The sequence below is a fragment of the Bradyrhizobium sp. 23 genome (genome assembly GCF_023073295.1).
Taxonomy (GTDB): Bacteria; Pseudomonadota; Alphaproteobacteria; order Rhizobiales; family Xanthobacteraceae; genus Bradyrhizobium; species Bradyrhizobium canariense_D.
In genome coordinates, this window is the sequence record NZ_JADPJF010000158.1 from 43,330 (window position 1) to 64,609 (window position 21,280).

A 21,280-nucleotide genomic window follows, 5' to 3' on the forward strand; every position below is an offset into this window, starting at 1 on the left:
GATTTATTGTCAGTCAATACCATACATTATGTCTGTTTTGTTGATATTTATCTACCAATGTGCGCGTGCCACATTGCGGTTCAAGGAGATCGCCATGTCCGCGCCCATTCAAATCACCTACCTGTTCGATCCGCTCTGCGGCTGGTGCTACGGCGCCGCCACGCTGCTCGAACAGCTCGTGACCTGTCCGGATTTCGCTGTCGAACTTGCGCCGACAGGTCTGTTCGCCGGCGAGGGCGCCCGTCCGATGGACGACGGCTTTGCCGCTTATGCCTGGAGCAACGACCAGCGGATTTCGCGCTTGAGCGGCCAGCCCTTCAGCGAAGCCTATCGCCGCGATGTGCTGGGCGACCGTACGCGCCTGTTCGATTCCGGTCCGGCGACACTGGCGCTCACGGCTGTCGCGCTCACGGCGCCTGATCGGGAGTTCGCGGCGCTGAAGGCCTTCCAGCTCGTCCGCTATGTCGAGGGCCGCGACAGCACGGACATCTCCGTTCTGTCGGATGTGCTGCGCGCGATGAATTTGCCGGAGGTTGCCGCGCGCCTGGCGAGCCCCGACGCCGCGTTGATCGCCGCGTATCGCGCACGCCTCGAGGCCGCGCGTGCCGAGATGCGCCGGTTCGGTGCAAGCGGCGTCCCGGCCCTCATCGTCGGGGCGGGCGATGACCGCCGCCTCGTGCAGGCAAGCGCCCTGTTCGGCAGCCTGAACGTCCTGATCGACGGACTGAAGGCGGCCTGAGCGCAGCGGTCAACACGACCGGACGATCAGTGTGAATTTCCCAATCGCAGACTAGCACCAGGAGACCAACATGCCGACAAGGAGAACCATCATGAAAACCACTCTCGCCGCGGGCGCCGCCGCCGTCTTCGCACCCGCAGGCCTCGGCCATGCCGCGGGCGGGCTCGCCTGGAAGCATTTTCCGGCCGGACAGAACGGCTTCTTCCGGGCGCCCGTTCTGGTGTCCGGGCCAAGCGAAGCCGTGCTGATCGATGGCGGCTTCACGCTGTCCGATGGCAAGGCTGTCGCCGACGCCATCAAGGCCACCGGCAAGAAGCTCACCACCATCTATATCAGCCAGTCGGACCCGGATTATTATTTCAGCCTCGGCGCGATCAAGGCTGTCTTCCCCGAGGCCCGCGTGCTCGCGTCGCCAGCGACATTGGCGGCCATTCACGCCAGCGTCGAAAAGAAGCTTGCCGTCTGGGGGCCGCAACTCAAGGCGAACGGCCCGCAGGTGCTGGCCGATGTGGTCATCCCCGAAGCGTTCGACGGCAAGACGCTCAGCGTCGACGGCGAGACCATCGAGATCGTCAGCGCCGACGGCCTGGCCAACCGGCGCTATCTGTTCGTACCCTCGCTCAACGCGGTGTTCGGCGGCGTGCTGATCTTCTCCGGCGTCCATGTCTGGACCGCCGACACGCCGACCAGGGAGCAGCGCGCCGCCTGGATCGCCAATCTCGAAATGATCGCGGCGCGCAAGCCGGCGATCGTCGTGCCCGGCCATTTGTCGGCGGATGCGAAGACCGACCTGTCCGGTGTCGAGCACACCATCGCCTACCTCAAGGCGTTCGACGAAGAGTTGGCCAAAACCAAGGATTCGGCGGCGCTCAAGGCGGCGATGGAAGCGCGCTTCCCCGGCCTCGGCATGGGCGTTGCGCTCGACATCGGCGCCAAGGTCGCCACCGGCGAGATGAAGTGGGATGAGATGGGGGCGAACCTCGACCTGATCCGCGCCACCTATGAGGGATCATCGTCGGAAGAGAACGGCCGCAACTTGCTGGCCGCTCTCGCTCCCGATGCCGCATGGACCGAAGCGGAAGGGTTTCCATACGCGGGCACCTATGTCGGGGCCGAGGCGATCATATCAGGCGTGTTCCGGCGTCTCGCCATCGAATGGACCGGCTACCGCGCCGATGTTCACACCTATCTCGAAGACGGCGACCGCGTCGCCGCCTTCGGCGTCTACTCCGGGACCTACAAGGCGACGGGCAAGTCCATGCGCGCCAATTTCGCGCATCTCTATCTGGTGAAGGACGGCAAGATCGCCAGCATGACCCAATATGTCGACACCGCGATGGTGCAAAAGGCATTGGAGCCTGCCGGCCGGTAACAGCCGCATCACGTCGGAATGCAGGAGGGGGAGCCCGCGACATGCGGGCTCCCCTTTTTCGTTCCGGCGTCTGCTAGATCTTGATGGAATTGTGCCTGGCCGAGGAAGTCCACCGCGCGCCAGAACGTGGTCATGGATATGACCGCCGGCCCCGTCTATACCGAGGTCCCACGACAGGCCAGAGCGGCGATCGTATGCTCGCAGTCATGGTGTTGAAGATATGACTGCCGACGACCTTGGATTTTTGACGTGAGGAGCCATGGCGGTTTCGGAAGACAACAAATCTCTCGCCCGCTATCTGAGAGATGTTACGCAGGGTTCACCGACGGTTACGAAATATTGGGATGACGCCCACGTCAGTGACGTCGACATCATGATCATCAAGGACGTGCCGGCAGGAGGCGTTTCCACTTATGCCAGCCTCGCGCTCTCTGACGCAAAAACCGGCCTGACGTCTGGCGGCAAGGCCCTGGGCGTCGAGATTCTGCTGGCTCTGGCGACGGCCGAGGGCGCCAACATGATCGCGACTTGCGCTTTCAGCATCAAGAAGGGCGAGATCACACCCTTGCCCGGCGTCGTCATTCCGCGAGCCCTGGAACTGTATGGCGAAGGGCGCGAGATGAAGCACGCCATGCTCATCTCTCCGTTCGTGTGGGACCTGGAAACACAGTCCTTCTCGGCCAAGTCCGTCGCCTGGCTGCAGGTACTGCCTATTTCCGACGCCGAGCGGGACTACGCGCTGGCGAACGGGCCCGAAGCGCTGGAGGATCTGCTCCAGGACCGACAGATCGACGTGTTTGACATCGATCGTCCCAGCGCTCTTTGATACCCTGACCGCCGCTATCTTCGTGGACGCCTGCGCTTCGCCTGGAGGATGCTGATGGCATTCGGCCCGATGGGTATCGCTTCGCGTCTCCCTACCGCGGCGCCAGCCCCGCACCGTTTTGAAATGCCAACAGCCCAATGCAGAAAATCGCTGCGCCAACCCACAGCACCACCGGGACCAGGTACGGCGACGAAATGACTTCGAGCACCGGGAACGCTTTGTCTGAAACAAACCTTCTGTGTGCCACCCATGCGGTTGCGACGAGGGGTGTAAAGGTGACAACGAAGTAGAGCGCCCCCAAAACCCAGCCAAAGGCGGTCAAATCCCTGGATCGCGTGACCTCTCCCGCGAAGCCAAGCGCGGCAATTGATACGAACGCGCCCAACGCGCTGATGAGGAGCTCGGCAGCCAGGACGACGATGGATAGAGTTGCAGTCATGCTTGGATTCCGTTTGCGAATGAGATTTCCCTGAAGCCGCAGCCCGGATGGCCGGTGACCGCATCAGCCACGATTGAAGTCCTCGAGATCGCGGATGAAGCGTTCGAAGTCGGGCGCCAGTTCGTGCAGAGGAAGGCAGTTCATCCGTACTGACATCTTGAAGGGGAACGCCCACTTTGTGGGTGAAGGGGGGCCGACAGTCTAACGCGTAGAGGAAGGTGCTTGCAATCGGTGTGGTCTTCCCTGAGGAAACCAGTTGCCGGACGTAGCTCCATCCGGGCTAGCGATCCGTGCCAAACCGCAAGATCGGTCGAGCGTGTCATGGCCGTCAGCGACTAGATGGCGCCGCCACGGAGGAGGGACGATGAAGGCGGCGCTGCAAAACTATCAGGACCGCATGCGACGAGTGCTGGACCATATCGACCGGCATCTCGACGGAGATCTGGACCTGGACGGCTTAAGCGCTGTTGCCGCCTTCTCGAAATTTCATTTCCACCGGCAGTTCTCGGCAACCTTCGGATTATCTGTGCATCGCTATGTCCAGCTGGCCCGCATGAAGCGCGCTTCGCACCAGCTGGCCTATATGGACGCCCTTGATGTCACGGATGTTGCGATGGATGCCGGTTACGACGCACCGGATGCCTTCGCCCGCGCCTTTCGGCAACGGTTCGGGCAATCTCCGTCGTCGTTCCGGAAGTCTCCCGACTGGGAGCCGTGGCTTGCGGCCTTAGGGCCTCTCGACAATGCGAGGAGCAAGCTCATGCAGAAGACCCTTACCACTGACGACGTGACGATCCGCGATGTGCCCCCGACACCGGTGGCGATCATGGAGCATCGCGGCGACCCGGCGACGCTTCCCGCCACAATCCAGCGCTTCATCGCGTGGCGCAAGGCGGCTCACCTGCACCCCAGCACAAGTCCGACCTTCAATGTCTGGCGTTCCGAGCGGCGGCCTGCATCACCCGCCGATTACAGCGTGGACCTTTGCGTCGGGACCGCACAAGCGATCGTGGCGAACGGCGAAGAAATCAAGGCCAGCGAGATCCCCGGCGGACGCTGCGCGGTGCTGCGCGTCGTCGGCTACACCGACAATCTCGAGCCGGCCGCGCTCTTCCTTTATCGCGACTGGCTTCCCGCCAGCGGCGAAGAAGCGCGCGACTTCCCGATCTATTGCCAGCGGCTGAGCCTGTTCCCGGAGGTGCCGGAGCACGAGACGGTCGCGGACGTTTTCTTGCCGCTGAAGTAGCGTCTGCTGACGGCGGCCTGTCACTCCGATCGCGGAGACCGGCAGGCCGCCATTCGCGGATCAATACCGCCACGATGTGATCCCGCGTTCAACTCGGGAAACGGGTGGCAGCTCGCTGGTGCCTGATGTCTTGTTCGGCTCCTTTTTGACATCAGGAGAGTCTCACGGTGGAACTGGCAAACAAGACGATCATCGTAACCGGCGCCAGCAGCGGTATCGGTGCTGCCGCAGCATCGTTGTTCGCGTCCGAAGGCGCCGATGTGGTGCTCGGGGCGCGTCGCGGCCCCGAGCTGCAGGCCGTTGTTGCAAGCATCAAGAGCGCCGGAGGGCGCGCGACGTTTCTCGCCGGGGATGTTCGGGACACCGGCTATGCAGCCCGCCTTGTCGAGCACGCCGTCAAGACTTTCGGAAAGCTCGACGGCGCTTTCAACAATGCCGGCATTGTCGGCGAGATGACGCCAGTCCCCGAGATGAGCGTCGAAAACTGGACCGATGTGCTTGCGGTGAATCTCACCTCGGCGTTCCTCAGCGCGAAGGCGCAGATCCCGGCACTGCGCAAGCAGGGCGGCGGTTCGATCGTTTTCACCTCGTCCTTCGTTGGCTTCAGCAACGGGGGCCTGCCGGGAATGGCGGCGTACGCAGCCTCAAAGGCAGGACTGATCGGCCTGGCTCAATCACTGGGCGCCGAGCATGCGGCCGAAGGCATTCGCGTCAACGCGCTTCTGCCTGGAGGGACCATCACCCCGGCGGCGGGCGAAGGAAATCCCGACGCCCTGAATTTCATCGCCGGGCTCCACCCGATGAAGCGGATGGCCAGTCCCAAGGAGATCGCGCAGGCGGCGGTTTTTCTCCTGAGCGACCGGGCATCGTTCATGACGGGCAGCCCCATGACGGTTGACGGCGGCATGTCGGTCCGCCTGACCTGACCACGAATCCGCTCGGGCCCGATCGACGGGGCTCTGCGCCGTCGATCGAGCCAATTGATAGCGGGGCGCGCAGTGCGCGAAAGGCCTGCTTCACCCGTGCGCCTCCTGCCAGTGCGGATAGGTGACATAGGCGGTGACGGCGCCTTGCTCATGCGAGCGAATGGTGACCTGCGTGCCCTTGGGCATGTGGACGGTCTCGCCCGGACCGGCGGTCACGGTGCCGGCGTTGCTCGACACCGAGAGCTTCCCTTCGAGCACGATCATCACGTCGTCGACGGCGATTGTCTCGTCGAGGATCTGGTTCGGCGCGTAGCGGCCGTAGCCGATGGTGATCGGCGCGCCGTGACGCTGGTCGATCACGTTGCCGACGAATATGTCGCCATCCTGGCCGGGCGAACGCTCGAGCGTTGCGTCCGAGATGGCAAACTTGCGAACTTGCATGAGATGTCGTCCGTCTTTTCAAAGTGGGCGGGTTGAGGACGATAGAAGCCTCAGGCAAGTGTTTTGTTCAGCGCGCCTTGCGGGACCGTTTGACGCAGATGGTGCGACGATGGCTGGCGCGCAGGAGACGATTGGTGCCCAGCCCACGGCGACGGTCGCCTCGGCGCAAACACTGGATGTTCGCCACGCGTCTCCATGATACGAAACCCCCGTCGTTCGCTTCCGGAGCCAATGTTCATGTCTGCCACCGCGCCGAGTCAGTCGCCCGCAACCTCCGCCGAAACCGATCCCGAAACACTCGGCTGGATGAAAGGCTTCCCGCCGTCTCCGGACCGCACCATCAGCTTCCAGGATGGTTCGTTCCGCAGCTTCCCCGAGCTACGCTGGGCATGGAGCAACATCCGCCAGCTGGTGCCGACCGTGAATGTCTGGCGCGGGGCGGGGCCTGCATCGGTGTTGCCGCGGGAAGACCACGACATCGGTGCGTCGGCCTCGACCACCATGGACAGGCGGCCCATGACGTTCGCGAAGATGCTCGAGGAAACCTACACCGACGGCATCGCCGTGCTGCATCGGGGCAAGCTGATCTATGAGCGCTATTTCGGCGCGTTGAAGCCGCACAAGCCGCATATCGCGATGTCGGTGACGAAGTCGTTCACCGGCTTGCTCGCCGGCATTCTGGTCGCCGAGGGCAAGATCGATCCGCAGGCGCCCGTCACGGACTATGTGCCGGAGCTGAAGGCGAGCGCGTTCGGCGACGCGCGCGTGCACGAGGTCATGGATATGACCACCGGGCTCGAATACACCGAAATCTACACCGACAAGAACTCGCATGTGTGGGGACTGCGGCGCGCCAACGGCATGGCGCCGATTCCACCCGACTATGACGGTGCGACCACCATCTTCGATTTCCTGGTCGGGCAAAAGAAGCAGGGCGAGCACGGCAAGGTCTTTGCCTACAAGACCGTCAACACAGACGTGCTGGCCTGGATCATCCGGCGCGTCAGCGGCATGACGTTGTCCGATCTGCTCTCCGAGCGCATCTGGCAGCCGATGGGCGCGGAGGAAGACGCGCATTACCACGTCGATCGCATCGGCACCGAAAGCGGCGGCGGCGGCCTGTCGACCTGCTTGCGCGATCTCGCCCGATTCGGCGAGACCATGCGCAATCACGGCCGCTTCAACGGCCGGCAGATCGTGCCTTCATCTGTCGTCGAGGACATCGCGCGCGGCGGCGATCCCGAAAAATTCAAGCCGGCTGGCTACACCACGCTAACAGGTGCCTCCTATCGCAATCAATGGTGGGTCACGCACAACGCCCACGGCGCCTATATGGCGCGTGGCGTTCACGGCCAGGGCATCTATATCGATCCCAAGGCCGAGATGGTGATCGCGCGCTACGCCTCGCACCCCGCCGCGGGCAACGCCGCCAACGATCCCGTGACGCTGCCTGCCTACATGGCGCTGGCGAAGGAGCTGATGGCGGGCGGGTGAGGTACGCCTATGGCAGCTCCCGCCAGCGCATCGGCAAAATGCCGTCCTGCCTGAAACTGGCGAGGAAGCGGAACCGGGCGGCTTGCGGATTGGGACGGGCTTCGATCGGTGTGCCCAGGATCTGCACGACGTCGTTCTCGTCATAGGTGGGCCAGGGTGGCAGGCCTGATCCGTTGGGATCGCCGTGCGCTGCGAAATTCACCCAATAGGCCATCATGGTCCGCGCCAGAGCGCGGTCCTCTTCGGCCGGCGGTGCCGAGCTGCCGATCACCTGTTGCGGAGTGAGTGTGCCGAACACGAACGGAATTTCAGTCACGTGCGAGGCGATCGGCGTGTAGTGCGAGGTATAGCTGAAGTGATAGCCGTAGACCGGCGCTCGTCCCCCGCGCCGATGCAGACGCAGCCACTGCCAGCATTGCTCGCCGACCACGATGTCGCCCGTGAGCGCCGCCGCGGAAGTCCTGGCCTCCGCATCGGTCGCCGCGGGATAGACCTTCAAGAAATCGGTCATGCGCTCCTTCCCGAACATCGCCTCGGCCGCGGCGAGAAAGACTTGTGCCGATTGATCGGGGAGTGACTGCGAACGGAAAGGAAATTCCTCGGCCGCATTCCAGCCCGCCAGCAGCGGGATGTGCATCTGTTCGCCGCGCCGGAAGCGCCGCGCGGGCACATCAGGAACGACAAGACCATCGATACTCGGCGAGAAGGCCGTCACGACCGGGCTGGTCCTGAAACTCCACGGCGCGGCTGCATTCAACGAATCGGCCGGCATGCTGCGCAAAGCTGCGATCGACGCGTTGTCCTGCTGCCGGGCAAAAGCGAGACCACGCGCGCGGGCTTCTTCAAAGCCCTGAAGCGGGCCGTGTTTGCCATCCCAGAACGCGCCGCTCTGTCCTATGGCCTTGTGAAACAGTCCGTGCGCGAGCGGCGAGGCGATCAGGATTCCGACGGCCATGGCGCCGGCGGATTCGCCGAACACGGTGACGTTCTCGGGGTCGCCTCCGAAGCCGGCGATGTTGGCCTTGACCCAGCGCAGCGCCGCCAGTTGATCCTGCAGGCCGTAATTGCCTGAAGGCGCCTCCGCGTCGAGATCGGGGTGGGCGAAGAAGCCTAAGATGCCGAGGCGGTAGTTGAAGCTGACGACGACGACACCTTTCGCTGCTAGCGCGTTGCCATCGGTTGCGGGATTCGCCGAGGAGCCGAACTGAAAGCCGCCGCCGTGAATCCACACCATCACGGGCCGCTTCTCATCCGCGTGCTTCGCCGCGGTCCAGATGTTGAGATAGAGGCAATCCTCGTCGCGCGGTCCCGGCCGCGGGTCGTTTTCGAGCGCCGATAGACACCCCGCGCCGAACACAAGCGCATCGCGCACGCCATCCCAGGACTCCGGGGGCTGCGGAGCGCACCAACGCAGAGGCCCGACCGGCGGTGCTGCGTAGGGAATGCCTTTGAACGCGATCACGCCGCTTGCATCGCGCGGGCCGCCACGCACGGCCCCCGCTTGCGTGCGGACCACGCGTTGCAGCCCGGCTGCTGTCGTACTCGTGAAACCATGCATGGCCGTTTCTTTCGATAGCGTGGGCGGCGCCCGGACGCCCCCGGGCAGGTTCAGGCGGCACCCTATCGACATTCCTCTTCGCTCGATTTAGATGTTCTGCCAATCAATTTCTAAAAACCGGCAACATGCGGCAGCCGCTCCGTTTTCCATGGCCTGATCTTGATGTGGATGATGTCTCCGCGCCCGTTATCGCCGTGCGCGTCGACGTGATCGGGACCAAGGACGAGGTGCCCGATCACAGGCACCGCAAGGGGCAACTTGTCTTTGCGCTGGGCGGCGCCGTGACGTGCCGCGTTCCCACCGGTCTGTGGATGGTGCCGCCGCATTGCGCGGTGTGGATTCCAGGAGGCATGCAGCACAGCAACCTCGCGACGGAAAACGCCCGGCTGGTTTTCGTCTACATCGAGCCTGAGGTCGTGGACCTGCCGGATCGGTGCTGCACGCTTTCGATCTCCCCACTGCTGCGTGAAGTGATCGTCGAGCTGGCCAATCAGATCGCGGATGACGAGGCGAGGGTGGAGCTTCTGGCGAGCGTCCTGCTGCGCGAGCTTCCCCGCATGCCGGTTCAGCAGCTGCATCTGCCGCTCTCGCCCGAGCCGCGGTTGAAGAAGATTGCCGCGGCGCTGGCGAAAAACCCTTCCGATCGCAGGACGCTGGCCGAATGGGCCGATCGCGTCGCGCTGAGCGAGAGCAGCCTCGCGCGTCTCGTGGTCAGGGAGACGGGCTTAAGCTTCGGGCGGTGGCGCCAGCAATTGCACCTGATCGTCGCCTTGCGGGAGCTGACGTCCGGCGCGAGCGTGCAGCAGGTGTCCGCCGATCTCGGCTACGACTCCGTCGCGGCCTTCATCACCATGTTCAAGAAGGCGCTCGGGAAACCACCAGGGAAATATCTGAGCGGTATTTTCCCTGAATATAAGAATTGACTTATATTAGCGTCGACCGATATTAATCCTGGCACGAAACGACAAGGAGGAGCGCCATGGAGATCGACGTCGTCAGGGTATTAGGGCTGGTTACGCGTTCGGTGAGGAATTTCGAGAAGGACGGGAAGGCAGCCAGTGCGGTGACACTGACGCGGCTTTACGAGACCAGCGTCGACGATCTCTGGGACGCAGTGACCAGCGAGCAACGCATTCCGCGCTGGTTCTTTCCGGTCGGGGGAGATCTCCGGCTCGGCGGAAAATACCAGCTCAAGGGGAATGCAGGCGGGACCATCACGGCATGTACGCCGCCGACCCATTTTGCGGCGACCTGGGAATTCGGCGGCGCGATGAGCTGGATCGACGTCAAGCTGACCGCAGAACGAAGCCAGGCGCGGCTGACGCTCGAGCACACCGCGATGATCGAGGATCATTGGAATCAGTTCGGTCCAGGGGCAGTCGGGATCGGCTGGGATCTCGCCATTGCCGGGCTGGAGCGATATGTTGCGACCGGGGCATCGGTCGACCATGAGACGGCCGAGGCATGGATGGGCTCTCCCGCGGGCAAGGAATTCATGACGAGCAGCGGCGAGTATTGGCGCGCAGCGCATGTCGCAAGCGGCGTGGATCCTGCGTCCGCGAAACAGCGGTCGGACCGTACCATCGCTTTCTATCGCGGCGAGACGCCGCCCGACGTGGCGCATCCGGGCACAGGAAGCTGATGCAAATCTTCGAGGTCCTTGCCGACCCCGTCCGCCGTCGCATCCTCGAGCTGCTTGCGCCCGGCGAGATGGCGTCCGGCGAGGTCGTCGAAGTGATCGGAGCGGAGTTCGGGATCACGCAGGCCGCCGTGTCGCAGCACCTCAAGGTGCTGCGCGAGAGCGGCTTCGCGACGGTTCGGGCGGAGGCGCAAAGACGGCTCTATTCGGTCGATGCTGCGGGCCTCCAAGCGGTGGATGCATGGATCGGTCAGTTCCGCAATTTCTGGGAGCCGAAGCTGGATGCGCTGGCGACGGAAATCGCGCGCGGCAAACGCGAGCGTCGTAACGCGCCAATGAGCAAGCGGAGCGGGAAGCGGGCGTGAAGGCATCGCGGCCACGCCTCATGGAGACGTTTCCGTTCTTTGCCCGGCGGGGGATGGGCTTGAGCGGCGGCATCTCGGTGTCGCCCGGGCTGGCGGCCCATCTGAGGCCGTACTGCAGGTTCGCGGCCTGCGCGGCGGCGACGAGCTGTACAAAGCCCCAGACGATTGCGGCGGGCAGCATCGATAGCTCGAAGCTCATCGCCATTGGCTGTCCCCCAATCTGCAAGAAATCAGCGCGATCCCGGGTGCCATCCGGGAGTTTGGGAATCTCGGGATCGAGGTGATCCCAGGCATATCCGCGCGAGCAGAACAGCACGACGGACGGTTTGAACGTGCTGGCATCGTCCAGCGTGCCGACATAGATGCCGATTAAGTCCGGCTTCTCGTCCGGCTTGTTGTAGATAGGCGAGCCGCAGTTCGGACAGAACCCTTTGCGCTTGACCGCGCCGCTGACGGCAGTGCGCTCGATTTCGCGCACCTCGCCTGTCACCGCGACTGCGCTGCGCGCGAACACGAAGATGGAGCTGTGGCCGCTGCCGGTATCGCGCTGACAGTCGCTGCACTGGCATTGGAAGCCGCGGATCGGCGCGGACGCAATGGTGTAACAAACCGCGCCGCAGGCACAACGACCTGAATATGTCATTCGTCTCCCTCCCAACGGGCCGGCGCGATTTCACAGAAGCCGGATATTTGCCGGCCCGCTCACTCGCGCGACATCTTCTCGAACCTCTTCACCAGCCGCTCCCGCTTCAGCCGCGACAGGCGCTGGATCCAGAACATGCCGTCGAGCTGGTCGATCTCGTGCTGGTGGCAGACAGCACGCAAGGCTTCCGACTCCTCTTTGTGCATGCTGCCGTCGAGATCCCGATAGCTGATCCGCACGCGGGCGTGGCGCTGGACCTCGTCGTTGACGCCGGGCATCGAGACGCTGCCTTCGCGATGCAGGATCATCTCGGGTGAGGCCCATTCGATCTCCGGATTGACATAGGTCTGTGCACCGTCCCTGGCGTCGAGCTCGAGCACGACGACGCGCAAGGGCACGCCGACATGCGGCGCCGTGATGCCGATGCCGGGCGCGGCGCGCATGGTCTCGAGCAGATCATTTGCAAGCTCGCGGAGCGCATCGTCGAACGCGGTGACGGGGTGAGCCGGCATCGCGAGCCGGCGGTCGGGATAGCGGACGATCGGGCGAATGGTCATGCAAGCTCCTAGCACTCACGGATGGTTGAAGCATCCCGTTCTTGACGCCCTACCAACTGGAAGGTAGCTAGGGACCATGACCAACGTTTCCTCGACAGCCGACGACATCCTGGCCTGCGCGCGCAGCTTGATCATCGCGGGCGGCTACAATGGTTTCAGCTACGCCGACGTGGCCGAGGTGGTCGGTATCCGCAAGCCGAGCATCCACCATCATTTCGCCAGCAAGGTCGATCTGGTCCGCACGCTCGTGTCGCGCTACCGCGCCGAAGCCGAGGCGGGACTGTCCGCGCTCGAGCGCAATGTCCCTGATCCGCGCGACCAGCTCGAAAACTATGTCGCGTACTGGAAGGCGTGCATCAATGATGCGACAGCGCCGTTCTGCGTGTGCGCGCTGCTGGCCAGCGAGCTTCCGATCCTGCCGGAGGAGGTTGCGCTCGAAGTCCGTGCGCACTTCCGCTCCTTGGCTTCCTGGCTGACGGCCGTCATGGAGCGTGGCAAGCGGAAAGGGCAACTCAAACTCTCCGGCACAGCCCGCGTCGAGGCCGAAGGATTCATGGCGACCATTCACGGCGCCATGCTGTCGGCGCGTGCCTATGGCGATCCAAAGATGTTCGGTGTGATTACCACCCCGCTGCTGGACCGGCTGTCCAACAAGCACTGAGAGACATCGGCGAGACGATGACGATAGCCAGCAAGTGGGCTGGATCGAGGACGGTTTCGTTGTGTGTAAGAAAACTACCAACTAGTAGGTATAGGAGAGACTGCGATGGCGCGATATCAATTGAATCCGGTTCATTGCGACCGCGAGCGATGGCTGAAGCAATATTACTTCGTGCGAGCGGCGTTCTCGGTTGCCTGGGTCGCTGCTGCGTTTGCCGCCGGGGCTTCTTCTCCAGTGATCGCCGGCGCCTTGCTCGTCCTCTATCCCGCATGGGACGCCGCTGCCAACTTCGCGGACGCGGTTCGCAGCGGCGGACTCGCTCAAAGCCGCCCGCAGGCTCTGAACGTTGTGGTCAGCCTGGCGACCACCGTCGCGGTGCTTGTGACCTTGCAGATGAGCATGAACCGGGTGCTCGGAATCTTCGGGGCATGGGCGATCCTGTCGGGATTGCTCCAACTCGGAACGGCCATCCAGCGCTGGCGGAGTTTTGGCGCGCAATGGGCCATGGTGCTCAGCGGGGGCCAGTCGGCTCTCGCAGGCGGCTTCTTCATCTTTCAGGCCACGATGCCCGCGATTCCCTCGATCGCGAATGTCGCGGGCTATGCTGCAGTCGGTGCGCTCTACTTCCTGGTCTCGGCGGTCTGGCTCACGGTCGGCGAGTGGCGGCGTAGCGCGGCTGTTTGAAGCCTTGCCATTCAAGCCTTGTCGCGGACGCTCACCCGTCCGGATAGGGCGTGCCGTCCTTGTGCACGAATCGGCCGTCGGAGTTGGCGCTCATCATGTCGATGTCGGAGCAAATCGTGAGATCGTCGGGCGAGCGAGAGCCGACTTCGAGATAGAGGGCGATGGCGCTCGAACGGTTGATCAAGTGATGGCCGTTGCCGCTGTTTTTCGCGAAGGCGGCGCAGTCACCGGCGCGGAGCACGATCTCGCATTTGTCCTCGATCAGCGTCACTTCGCCTTCGAGGACATAGACGAATTCGTCCTCATGCGAGTGCCAATGCCGCTGGCTCGACCAGTTGCCGGGCGGCAAGCGCATCAGGTTGACGCCGAAATCGGACAAGCCTCCGGCATTGCCGAGCCGCTGCCGGACCCGATCGGCGCAAGGTGCATCGAAGGGCGCGGGGTAGCCGGCGCCCTTGCGGGCGGGTACGGCAGCGATGTCGATTTTCGGCATAAGCATTTCCCTGCAGTTCTCTAGCGTTGCGTGGCCTGGCACATCGCGGAGCGCCAGGCGCGTCGTCGAACCCGGTCACGGATTTCGCCGCATCCGCACGGCCAGTTCCGCACGGCAAGGCCGGATGGCGCGCGAGGAGGCGGACGATCGCGTTTGCGACGGGACGAATTCAATAGCGGCGGGATGATGCCATCATGCAGGTGTTTTGCCCGACGAGTCAAACGGCGGGTCTTCCTTCGCACTGCAAAGAGCTGCGCTGTAAGTCCTTGATCCGACAGCGCCCCGCTACTGTGCATGGGGTTGTTTTCGCGTTTTTTGTTTGGCAGGTCACAAAAGCGTGCCGCAAAAACTTGCGTCGGCCTGTCGGCCCACCATGTTCCCATTCGTCTTCCACCCAGACAGATCTGACGGGAGACCAAAATGAACGCTTCCTCCTATCGCTGGGTGATCGTCGCCGCGGGCGGCTTGCTCGGCTGCGTCGCCATCGGCGGCATGTTTTCGCTGCCGGTATTCCTGCAGCCGATCGCAAAGGACACCGGCTGGTCCGTGACCGGCATCTCCAGCGCCATGACGATCGGCTTTCTGGCAATGGCCTGCACCAGCATGGTCTGGGGCACGTTGACGGACCGGTTCGGGCCGCGGCTGGTGGTGCTGACGGGATCGACGGTGCTGACCGTGAGCCTGTTCGCGGCGAGTCACGCCACCTCGCTGCTGGCGTTTCAGTTCGTCTTCGGGCTTCTGGTCGGAGCGTCCTGTGCGGCGATCTTCGCGCCGATGATGGCGACCGTGACCGGCTGGTTCGACACCCATCGCAGCCTCGCGGTCTCGCTGGTGTCGGCCGGCATGGGCATGGCGCCGATGACGATGGCGCCGCTCGCGGCCTGGCTCGTCTCCGGCCATGACTGGCGCACCTCGATGCAGATCGTGGCGCTGGTGGTCGGCGCCATCATGATCCCGGTCTCGTTCCTGGTGCGCCGCCCGCCGGCGCTCGCGCACGCCGTGGCCGCGCCTGCGGGCGAGGGCGCCGTGCAAGGTGAGATGTCGATGGGAGAGGCGCTGCGCTCGCCGCAATTCCTGATCCTGCTCGCGACCAATTTCTTCTGCTGCGCCACCCATTCCGGCCCGATCATCCACACCGTCTCCTATGCCGTGAGCTGCGGCATCCCGCTGGTCGCGGCGGTGACGATCTACAGCATCGAAGGCTTTGCCGGCCTTGGCGGACGCATTGCCTTCGGCCTGATGGGTGACCGCTTCGGCGCCAAGCGCGTGCTCGTCTCGGGCCTGCTGTTGCAGGCGTTCGGCGCACTCGCCTATGTCTTCGCGCACCAGCTTGCGACGTTCTACGCCGTCGGGGCCGTCTTCGGCTTCATTTATGCCGGCACCATGCCGCTCTACGCGGTGCTGATCCGCGAAAATTTCCCGCTCAAGATGATGGGCACGGTGATCGGCGGCACCGCCATGGCCGGCAGTCTCGGCATGGCCACGGGCCCGCTCGCCGGCGGCCTGATCTACGATGCGTTCTCGAGCTACGCTTGGCTCTATATCGCCTCCTGGGCGATGGGCCTCGGCGCCTTCCTGATGGCGATGAATTTCAAGCCGTTCCCGAAGCCGCGCGCGGATTTGGCGCCGGCGGCGGCGTAAGCAAGTTCATCGAGGCACAGCGCTAGAGCTGCGCCTCGATCGCGGGCTTGTCGATGATGGACCACACGTGCCGTATTTTTCCGTCGTGAAATTGATAGAACACGTTTTCACAGAAGGACATGCGCCTGCCGTTCACATCCAGCCCCAGAAACGTTCCAGCCGGTGTGCAATCGAACTTCAGCCGGGCGGCGATATGGGGCGGATCGCAGACCAGCAGCTCGATGTTGAAATGCAGATCCGGAATTGTGCGAAAATCCTGCTCCAGCATGGCACGATAGCCGGACAGTCCGAACGGTCGCGCATTGTGGGCGACATCATCGTGGACGAACTGTCCGAGGGCGGGCCAATCCTGCCGGTTCAGGCAGGCGATGTAGTCGCGGTAGATGTCGGCGAGGTCGGACCTGGTCATGGCGTGCTCCTGCGGCTCCGGCCCTAACGCGGCAACGAGAGAAAAGGCGCAGGCGCTCACAGACGTTTTTCGAAGAACAGGTCCGGGTAGGGATCGTCATTGAAGCGGGGGATCTCGCTCCAGCCGCTTCGTCGGTAGAGCTGGCCGGCTTCCGCCAAGGCGCTGTTGGTGTCGAGCCGCAATAGCTTGATGCCGAGCCCGCGCGCGGCGTTCTCGGTCATGTCCATCAGGCGCCGGCCGAGCCGCAATCCGCGCGCCGCCGGTGCGACCCACAGCCGCTTGATCTCGGCATAGCCGTGATCGGTGCCCTTGAGCCCGACGCAGCCGACCGGTAGCGTGTCCGACATCGCGACGATGAACGTGCCGCGCGGGCGGCGCATATCCTTGGCGTCGGGATCGCGCGACAGCGAGACGTCGAACCCCTGCTTGAAGCGGCGGCCGAGCTCGCCATAATATTCGCCGAGGCAATAGCGCGCCTGTTCGCTCCGCGGGTCCATCTCGTCCAGCGTGACGCGCTCGCGCGTCAGCGCGGAAGCAACCAAATCCATCGCCGCCAGCAGCGCCTCGCGTTGCGCATGTTGGGCGAGGAAGCCCTCGGCCTGCGTATTCGACAGCGCCTCGTAGGCCGCGAACTCGCGCCGGCCCGCACGCGTCAACGTCGCGACGCGACGGCGCGCATCGTCCTCATGCGCATTGGTCTCGACCAGCCCTTCGTCCTCGAGGCAGCGGAGGAGGCGGCTCATCAGGCCGGAATCGAGGCCGAGATAGTCGCGAATCTCGGCCACGTCCGAACGTCCATGCCCGATCGCGTTGAGCACGCGCGCCGCCCCCAGTGGCCGCCCGCGTCCCAGGAATGACGTGTCGAGCGCGCCGACAGCGGACGTGACGGCACGATTGAAGCGGCGGACGCGGGAAACAGGGTCAAGCATGATATATCTGACTTTAGTCAGACATATCATCGAAGTCAATCAGTGCACGTTTTCGCTTCACCAGCGAACTGCGCTTCAATCCAGGCCCAGGACCTTGCGGGATTTCCGCGTGAGTTTCGCCGCGATCAGCGCGTGCGCCTGCGCCAGATAGGCCGTGAGCTCGGCGTCCGGCAGCGCGTTGTTGCCGACGAGTTGCACCCATTTGGCGCGCGCCAGATAGGGCGCCGGCCGCGCAAGGCCGTGCTCGATCAGCATGGCATAGGCCATGTTCGAGACCTTGAACATGTAGCCGCCGGAGCGCGCGGCAAAGCCGCCGCCGAGTGCGAACATCTTGCCGCCGACCTTGAACACGGAGGTACCCTCCCACTGCACCACCTTGGTGACGGCGGGCAGGCGCAGGCAGCGGGTTTCGAAAGTTTTGGGAGTCATCGCCTAAGCGATAGCACAGCGTACGCGGCTTGCAACGCCGCAACGATGGAGCGCCTCTGCGTGCCGCACCGCGTCCGCGATACGAGAGGAACGACCCCACTTGTATCGTGCCGTCCGATCCCCCACACTCCACATCACTCAATCAGTCACAGGAATAAGGTCATGGCTCGCATTCGCTGTATCACCGAGATGGGGATGGGCGTCGACGTGCACGGCAGGGACGCCACCAAGGCGGCGAAGCGTGCCGTTTCTGATGCCATCAGGCATTCGAGCCTCGGCTTCTTCCGGATGATCGACAAGACTGCGAACGACATGTTCGTCGACGTCACGATCGCGGTGCCGAATCCCGAAGCCGTCGACAAGGACGCGGTCGCGAAGGAACTGCCTTACGGCACCGTCACCGTCAACGCGGTGAAGGGCGGGCTGGAGATTCCCTCGGCTGCGGAGCAGGGTAACGACCCCATCCTCATCGCCAATGCCGCCGTCATCGTCAGCTTCGATAAGGACTAGGCCGGTGTCCGACGGTGACGTGACCCTACTGGATCGCCCGATCTGGAGCGCGCTGACGACCAGCCACAAACATCTGGCCGAGGGTGGCCCGGGAGCGCTGCGCTATCCGGTGGACGTGACGCCTTTTGCCGACATGGTCGACATGTCCGAGACGAGCTTTGCCGAGCTCGGCAATCTCCTGTCGGGCTCGCAGGTCGCCGCGCTGTTCACACCCGAGGCCGTCGACGTTCCCGCCGGTTTCAAGGTCGTGCTGGCCGGACCCTGCGAGCAGATGATCGGCTCCCCGGCCGATAGCCCGCTTCGCGATGCCGAGATCGTCCGGCTGGGTGCAGCCGACGTTCCCGCCATGATGGCATTGACGGAGTTGACGAAGCCCGGTCCATTCGCGCGGCGCACGCACGAACTCGGGACGTTTCTTGGCATCCGCGCCGGCGGCGAATTGGTCGCGATGGCCGGCGAGCGCATGAAGCCGGGCAATTTCGTCGAGATGACGGCCGTCTGCGTCCACCCTGATCATCGGGGGCGGGGCTACGCGCAGGCGCTGCTGGCGGCGGTCGCGCGGCAGATCGAGGCGCGCAGCGAAATTCCGTTCCTGCACGTGTTCTCGAGCAACTCGTCGGCCATCGCGCTGTACCAGCGGCAGGGGATGCGGACTCGGCGCCGCCTGCACGTGACTGCGTTCATGAAGCAGAGATGAGCCGCGCCGTCCGGTCAGGCTTCATATCTGGCGAATTCACGCTATATCGATCCCAACCATCATTGGGGAAACACATGGACGCCAGAACACCTGATTTTTCCGCCACGCGGACAGCAATGCAGCGTTACGTCGATCAGGAGATCATTCCGGGTGCATCCTGGGCGGTGCTGCGGGGCCGCGAGGTCGTCGATCAGCAGTGCGTCGGTTTCGCCGATCGCGAGACCAGCACCGCGCTGCGGCCCGATCACATTTTTCGCGCCTTCTCCAATACCAAGATCTTCGTCACCTGCGCGATCATGCTGCTGGCCGAGGAAGGCCGCATCGGGCTCGATGACGTTGTCGAGAAATTCCTGCCGCAACTCGGCAATCGCAAGGTTCTGAAGCCGGGCGCTTTGAGCCTTGCCGACGTCGAACCGGCGAAGAGCCCGATCACGATCCGGCAGCTTCTGACCCATACCTCCGGCCTCAGCTACGGCATCTTCGATCCCGGCACGGTGCTGTTCAAAAGCTATAACGAGGCACGCGTTCTCAATCCGTTGACGCCGCTGACTGACATGATCGACCGGCTCGCCGATCTGCCGCTGTCCTTTCATCCCGGCGCGTCCTGGGAATATTCGGTTGCGACCGACGTCCTCGGGCGCGTCGTGGAGGTCGTCTCCGGCAAGCCGCTCGACGCCGTGCTCAAGGCGCGCATTTTCGAGCCGCTCGGCATGACCGACACCGGCTTCCACGTGCCGGACGCGCAGCAGGGCAGGCTGGTCGCCCTCTACAACGGCGCGGACGTGCTCGATCCCATGAAGCCCGGCCTCGCCCGGGCCGACGACCTGCCTTATCCGCAGGCCTATCGGCGGCAGTTCCCGCGGCTGTCGGGCGGCGGCGGACTGGTCTCGACCTTGCCCGACATGCTCGCTTTGATACAGGCGCTGCTTCCCGGCTCGGATGCTCTGCTGAAGCCGGAGACGCTGCGGCAGATGACGACGAACCAGCTGCCCGCCGGCGAGAACATTCGCTTCGCCAATCTCGGCCCGATCCCCGGCAAGGGCTTTGGCCTCGGCGGCGCGGTCACCTTCGCGCCGATGCCGTTCGATCCCCCGAATTCGACCGGCGAATTCCAGTGGGGCGGCCTCGCCGGCACCCATTGGTGGATCTGCCCGCAGGCCAATACCGCCGGTGTGCTGATGACGCAGCGCTACATGGGCTTCTGGAATCCGTTCTTCTTCGAGTTCAAGCGTCTGGCCTATCAGGCCGTCGGAGGCTGATCGCGAAAAAAATGCAGGTTGCCGCGAATCCTTTCCGGTCGTCGCGCCCTCTCTTGACGATCGAGGCATTTTGCTTCGGCTCATCTCGGAGGATGTGATGGCATTTTACAGAAAGAACATCGGCGGCCTGCATCAGGCCGTGCGGATCGCCTTAGGCGTCGCGGTGGCGGTCGCGGCATTCGTGTATCTTACCGGCGCTGCGGCGTGGCTGGTTGCGCTCGGCGGCGCCGGCTTCGCACTGACCGGCCTCGTCGGCTATTGTCCGATTTGCGCGATGGCCGGCATCGGAAGAGGAGGCGCGTCGTGAGCGCGGCCGGGATCTCGCCGGACCTGTTCGAGGCCGCGCGCCTCGGCGATCCCCAGGCGATCGCGTCTCTGCTCGAGACGGCGCAACCGAACATCCGCCGCTACGCCCGCGCCACCTGTCGCAGCTCGGCGGACGCCGAGGATGCGACGCAGGAGGCGCTGTGGATCCTGTTTCGCCATGTCGGCACGATCCGCTCGTGGCTGGCGTTTTCGGCCTGGCTGTTCAGTGTGGTCCGCCGCGAATGCCTGCGGCTTGCCCGCAAGGCAGGCCTCGCGCCGGCGATCGACGACGGAGAGGCAGAGGCGCTGCTGCTGTCGCGTCCTGAAGCCGATTTGCGGATCGACATCGCGGCGGCCTTCGAGGCGCTGCCGCCGCACTACCGCGACGTCGCGCTGATGCGCGACGTCAAGGAAATGACCATCGACGAGATCGCCGTCGCGCTCGGCGCGACCCGGCAGACCGTGAAGGCACGTCTGCATCGCGCCCGCGCCCTGATGCGCGAATATCTGACGAGATGAGCCATGACCGATTATCAAAGCCGTGACGACCTGAAATCTATCCCGGCCTTCGTGGCGCTCGCGCCGGTCGAGGCCAACGCGTTCCTTGCGTTCAACCACGCGGTCGAAGGACGGATTGATCCCGCTAAAATATCGCGAGCTGATCTCGCTCGCAGTCGTGCTCACCACGCAATGCGCCTATTGCCTCGACGTGCACACTGCGCAGGCGGCGAAGGCCGGTGCAACGCGCGAAGAAGTCGCGGAAGCCGCGTTGATTGCGGCCGCGGTTCGCGCCGGCGGCACGCTCGGCCACGCGTTGCTGGCGCAGCGCCTGCTCGGCCGGGTCTTGAGCGGCTGCTCGCGCTGCCGCATGCCCGGGCGATGATCGACATGCCGATCGGATTGAAATGGAGTGGTTATCGCATCTGCGATTTGCGCGCACGCGAGCTGGTCGGTCCCGCCGTGTTTCTCGGCGCCCGCCGCGATCTCTGGACGTTCGCCGATATGGCGGCAGCCAAT

At 64.0% G+C, this 21,280-nt stretch carries 25 protein-coding genes and 4 pseudogenes; 20 read left to right on the forward strand and 9 right to left on the reverse strand.

The window, feature by feature from the left end; genetic code table 11:
- The first annotated feature begins 94 nt into the window (after nt 1-94).
- The 4 genes and pseudogenes from IVB32_RS41230 to IVB32_RS41245 all read left to right on the forward strand — a co-directional run bounded on the left by IVB32_RS41230 (nt 95) and on the right by IVB32_RS41245 (nt 2,937).
- Complete coding sequence (locus IVB32_RS41230; RefSeq protein ID WP_247297507.1) at nt 95-739, forward strand: DsbA family protein; 645 nt, start codon at nt 95-97, stop codon at nt 737-739.
- A 70-nt stretch (nt 740-809) separates the two neighbouring features.
- Nucleotides 810-1,700: pseudogene (locus tag IVB32_RS41235) on the forward strand (MBL fold metallo-hydrolase); the annotation flags it as partial.
- 6 nt (nt 1,701-1,706) lie between these two features.
- Nucleotides 1,707-2,111, forward strand: a complete 405-nt coding sequence (locus IVB32_RS41240; protein WP_204510960.1) for a nuclear transport factor 2 family protein — start codon at nt 1,707-1,709, stop codon at nt 2,109-2,111.
- A gap of 259 nt (nt 2,112-2,370) precedes the next feature.
- A complete protein-coding gene (locus IVB32_RS41245; RefSeq protein ID WP_085352868.1) occupies nt 2,371-2,937 on the forward strand; it encodes a suppressor of fused domain protein in 567 nt (188 codons plus the stop codon).
- A 91-nt stretch (nt 2,938-3,028) separates the two neighbouring features.
- Here IVB32_RS41245 and IVB32_RS41250 read toward each other — a convergent pair whose 3' ends face one another.
- On the reverse strand, nt 3,029-3,376 hold the full coding sequence (locus IVB32_RS41250; protein WP_085352869.1) for a hypothetical protein: 348 nt from the start codon (nt 3,374-3,376) through the stop codon (nt 3,029-3,031).
- Between the two features lie 364 nt (nt 3,377-3,740).
- Between IVB32_RS41250 and IVB32_RS41255 the strand changes: the two genes are divergently transcribed.
- Nucleotides 3,741-4,622, forward strand: a complete 882-nt coding sequence (locus IVB32_RS41255; RefSeq protein ID WP_247297503.1) for an AraC family transcriptional regulator — start codon at nt 3,741-3,743, stop codon at nt 4,620-4,622.
- Nucleotides 4,623-4,789: 167 nt separating this feature from the next.
- Nucleotides 4,790-5,548, forward strand: a complete 759-nt coding sequence (locus tag IVB32_RS41260; RefSeq protein WP_085395942.1) for an SDR family oxidoreductase — start codon at nt 4,790-4,792, stop codon at nt 5,546-5,548.
- 90 nt (nt 5,549-5,638) lie between these two features.
- Here the strand turns inward: IVB32_RS41260 and IVB32_RS41265 are convergent, their stop codons facing one another.
- Nucleotides 5,639-5,989 carry an ethanolamine utilization protein gene (locus tag IVB32_RS41265; RefSeq protein ID WP_085395943.1) on the reverse strand — a complete coding sequence of 117 codons (351 nt, stop codon included), beginning with the start codon at nt 5,987-5,989 and terminating at the stop codon, nt 5,639-5,641.
- Nucleotides 5,990-6,226: 237 nt separating this feature from the next.
- Here IVB32_RS41265 and IVB32_RS41270 point away from each other — a divergent pair, with 237 nt between their 5' ends.
- Entirely contained in the window at nt 6,227-7,483 is a 1,257-nt protein-coding gene (locus IVB32_RS41270; protein WP_247297501.1) for a serine hydrolase, read from the forward strand.
- Between the two features lie 7 nt (nt 7,484-7,490).
- Here IVB32_RS41270 and IVB32_RS41275 read toward each other — a convergent pair whose 3' ends face one another.
- Nucleotides 7,491-9,041 (reverse strand): carboxylesterase family protein, encoded by a 1,551-nt coding sequence (locus tag IVB32_RS41275; protein ID WP_247297499.1) that lies wholly within the window; start codon nt 9,039-9,041, stop codon nt 7,491-7,493.
- Between the two features lie 125 nt (nt 9,042-9,166).
- Between IVB32_RS41275 and IVB32_RS41280 the strand changes: the two genes are divergently transcribed.
- From IVB32_RS41280 to IVB32_RS41290, 3 genes are read left to right on the forward strand one after another with little or no spacing between them, the layout of a single operon-like run.
- Nucleotides 9,167-9,964 carry a helix-turn-helix transcriptional regulator gene (locus IVB32_RS41280; protein ID WP_247297497.1) on the forward strand — a complete coding sequence of 266 codons (798 nt, stop codon included), beginning with the start codon at nt 9,167-9,169 and terminating at the stop codon, nt 9,962-9,964.
- A gap of 56 nt (nt 9,965-10,020) precedes the next feature.
- On the forward strand, nt 10,021-10,683 hold the full coding sequence (locus IVB32_RS41285; RefSeq protein WP_247368455.1) for an SRPBCC family protein: 663 nt from the start codon (nt 10,021-10,023) through the stop codon (nt 10,681-10,683).
- Nucleotides 10,683-11,045: a metalloregulator ArsR/SmtB family transcription factor gene (locus IVB32_RS41290; RefSeq protein ID WP_018459176.1), complete on the forward strand. Its 363-nt coding sequence runs from the start codon at nt 10,683-10,685 to the stop codon at nt 11,043-11,045. The genes IVB32_RS41285 and IVB32_RS41290 overlap by 1 nt, the downstream gene beginning before the upstream one ends.
- Nucleotides 11,046-11,406: 361 nt before the next feature.
- Here IVB32_RS41290 and IVB32_RS41295 read toward each other — a convergent pair.
- Both IVB32_RS41295 and IVB32_RS41300 read right to left on the reverse strand, forming a co-directional pair.
- Nucleotides 11,407-11,688 (reverse strand): annotated as a pseudogene (locus IVB32_RS41295) (GFA family protein); the annotation flags it as partial.
- A gap of 59 nt (nt 11,689-11,747) precedes the next feature.
- Nucleotides 11,748-12,245: a peptide deformylase gene (locus tag IVB32_RS41300; protein ID WP_085395946.1), complete on the reverse strand. Its 498-nt coding sequence runs from the start codon at nt 12,243-12,245 to the stop codon at nt 11,748-11,750.
- A 76-nt stretch (nt 12,246-12,321) separates the two neighbouring features.
- Between IVB32_RS41300 and IVB32_RS41305 the strand changes: the two genes are divergently transcribed.
- Nucleotides 12,322-12,906, forward strand: coding sequence for a TetR/AcrR family transcriptional regulator (locus IVB32_RS41305; protein WP_247297494.1), 585 nt, complete (start codon nt 12,322-12,324; stop codon nt 12,904-12,906).
- Nucleotides 12,907-13,011: 105 nt separating this feature from the next.
- Nucleotides 13,012-13,590, forward strand: a complete 579-nt coding sequence (locus IVB32_RS41310) for a membrane protein (protein ID WP_018459172.1) — start codon at nt 13,012-13,014, stop codon at nt 13,588-13,590.
- A gap of 31 nt (nt 13,591-13,621) precedes the next feature.
- Here the strand turns inward: IVB32_RS41310 and IVB32_RS41315 are convergent, their stop codons facing one another.
- Nucleotides 13,622-14,083 (reverse strand): cupin domain-containing protein, encoded by a 462-nt coding sequence (locus IVB32_RS41315; RefSeq protein WP_018459171.1) that lies wholly within the window; start codon nt 14,081-14,083, stop codon nt 13,622-13,624.
- Between the two features lie 420 nt (nt 14,084-14,503).
- On the opposite strand from IVB32_RS41315, the gene IVB32_RS41320 reads away from it, so the two are divergent.
- Complete coding sequence (locus tag IVB32_RS41320; protein WP_204510967.1) at nt 14,504-15,724, forward strand: MFS transporter; 1,221 nt, start codon at nt 14,504-14,506, stop codon at nt 15,722-15,724.
- Nucleotides 15,725-15,746: 22 nt separating this feature from the next.
- Here the strand turns inward: IVB32_RS41320 and IVB32_RS41325 are convergent, their stop codons facing one another.
- The 3 genes from IVB32_RS41325 to IVB32_RS41335 form a co-directional block, all read right to left on the reverse strand.
- Nucleotides 15,747-16,133, reverse strand: coding sequence for an ester cyclase (locus IVB32_RS41325; RefSeq protein ID WP_247297491.1), 387 nt, complete (start codon nt 16,131-16,133; stop codon nt 15,747-15,749).
- A 56-nt stretch (nt 16,134-16,189) separates the two neighbouring features.
- Nucleotides 16,190-17,062 carry a bifunctional helix-turn-helix transcriptional regulator/GNAT family N-acetyltransferase gene (locus IVB32_RS41330; RefSeq protein ID WP_204510969.1) on the reverse strand — a complete coding sequence of 291 codons (873 nt, stop codon included), beginning with the start codon at nt 17,060-17,062 and terminating at the stop codon, nt 16,190-16,192.
- A gap of 75 nt (nt 17,063-17,137) precedes the next feature.
- Nucleotides 17,138-17,491, reverse strand: coding sequence for an MmcQ/YjbR family DNA-binding protein (locus IVB32_RS41335; RefSeq protein WP_085352880.1), 354 nt, complete (start codon nt 17,489-17,491; stop codon nt 17,138-17,140).
- Between the two features lie 162 nt (nt 17,492-17,653).
- Between IVB32_RS41335 and IVB32_RS41340 the strand changes: the two genes are divergently transcribed.
- The 7 genes and pseudogenes from IVB32_RS41340 to IVB32_RS41370 form a co-directional block, all read left to right on the forward strand.
- Nucleotides 17,654-18,001, forward strand: coding sequence for a Lin0512 family protein (locus tag IVB32_RS41340; protein ID WP_026233749.1), 348 nt, complete (start codon nt 17,654-17,656; stop codon nt 17,999-18,001).
- Nucleotides 18,002-18,005: 4 nt separating this feature from the next.
- Nucleotides 18,006-18,698 carry a GNAT family N-acetyltransferase gene (locus IVB32_RS41345; RefSeq protein WP_085384875.1) on the forward strand — a complete coding sequence of 231 codons (693 nt, stop codon included), beginning with the start codon at nt 18,006-18,008 and terminating at the stop codon, nt 18,696-18,698.
- A 74-nt stretch (nt 18,699-18,772) separates the two neighbouring features.
- Nucleotides 18,773-19,957 carry a serine hydrolase domain-containing protein gene (locus tag IVB32_RS41350; protein ID WP_346658551.1) on the forward strand — a complete coding sequence of 395 codons (1,185 nt, stop codon included), beginning with the start codon at nt 18,773-18,775 and terminating at the stop codon, nt 19,955-19,957.
- A 97-nt stretch (nt 19,958-20,054) separates the two neighbouring features.
- Nucleotides 20,055-20,264, forward strand: coding sequence for a DUF2892 domain-containing protein (locus tag IVB32_RS41355; RefSeq protein ID WP_162496413.1), 210 nt, complete (start codon nt 20,055-20,057; stop codon nt 20,262-20,264).
- Nucleotides 20,261-20,782: a sigma-70 family RNA polymerase sigma factor gene (locus IVB32_RS41360; protein ID WP_085352883.1), complete on the forward strand. Its 522-nt coding sequence runs from the start codon at nt 20,261-20,263 to the stop codon at nt 20,780-20,782. Before IVB32_RS41355 ends, IVB32_RS41360 begins: the two co-directional genes overlap by 4 nt.
- A gap of 3 nt (nt 20,783-20,785) precedes the next feature.
- Nucleotides 20,786-21,146 (forward strand): annotated as a pseudogene (locus IVB32_RS41365) (carboxymuconolactone decarboxylase family protein).
- Nucleotides 21,101-21,280, forward strand: a pseudogene (locus IVB32_RS41370) (DUF429 domain-containing protein); the annotation flags it as partial. The pseudogenes IVB32_RS41365 and IVB32_RS41370, both read left to right, overlap by 46 nt.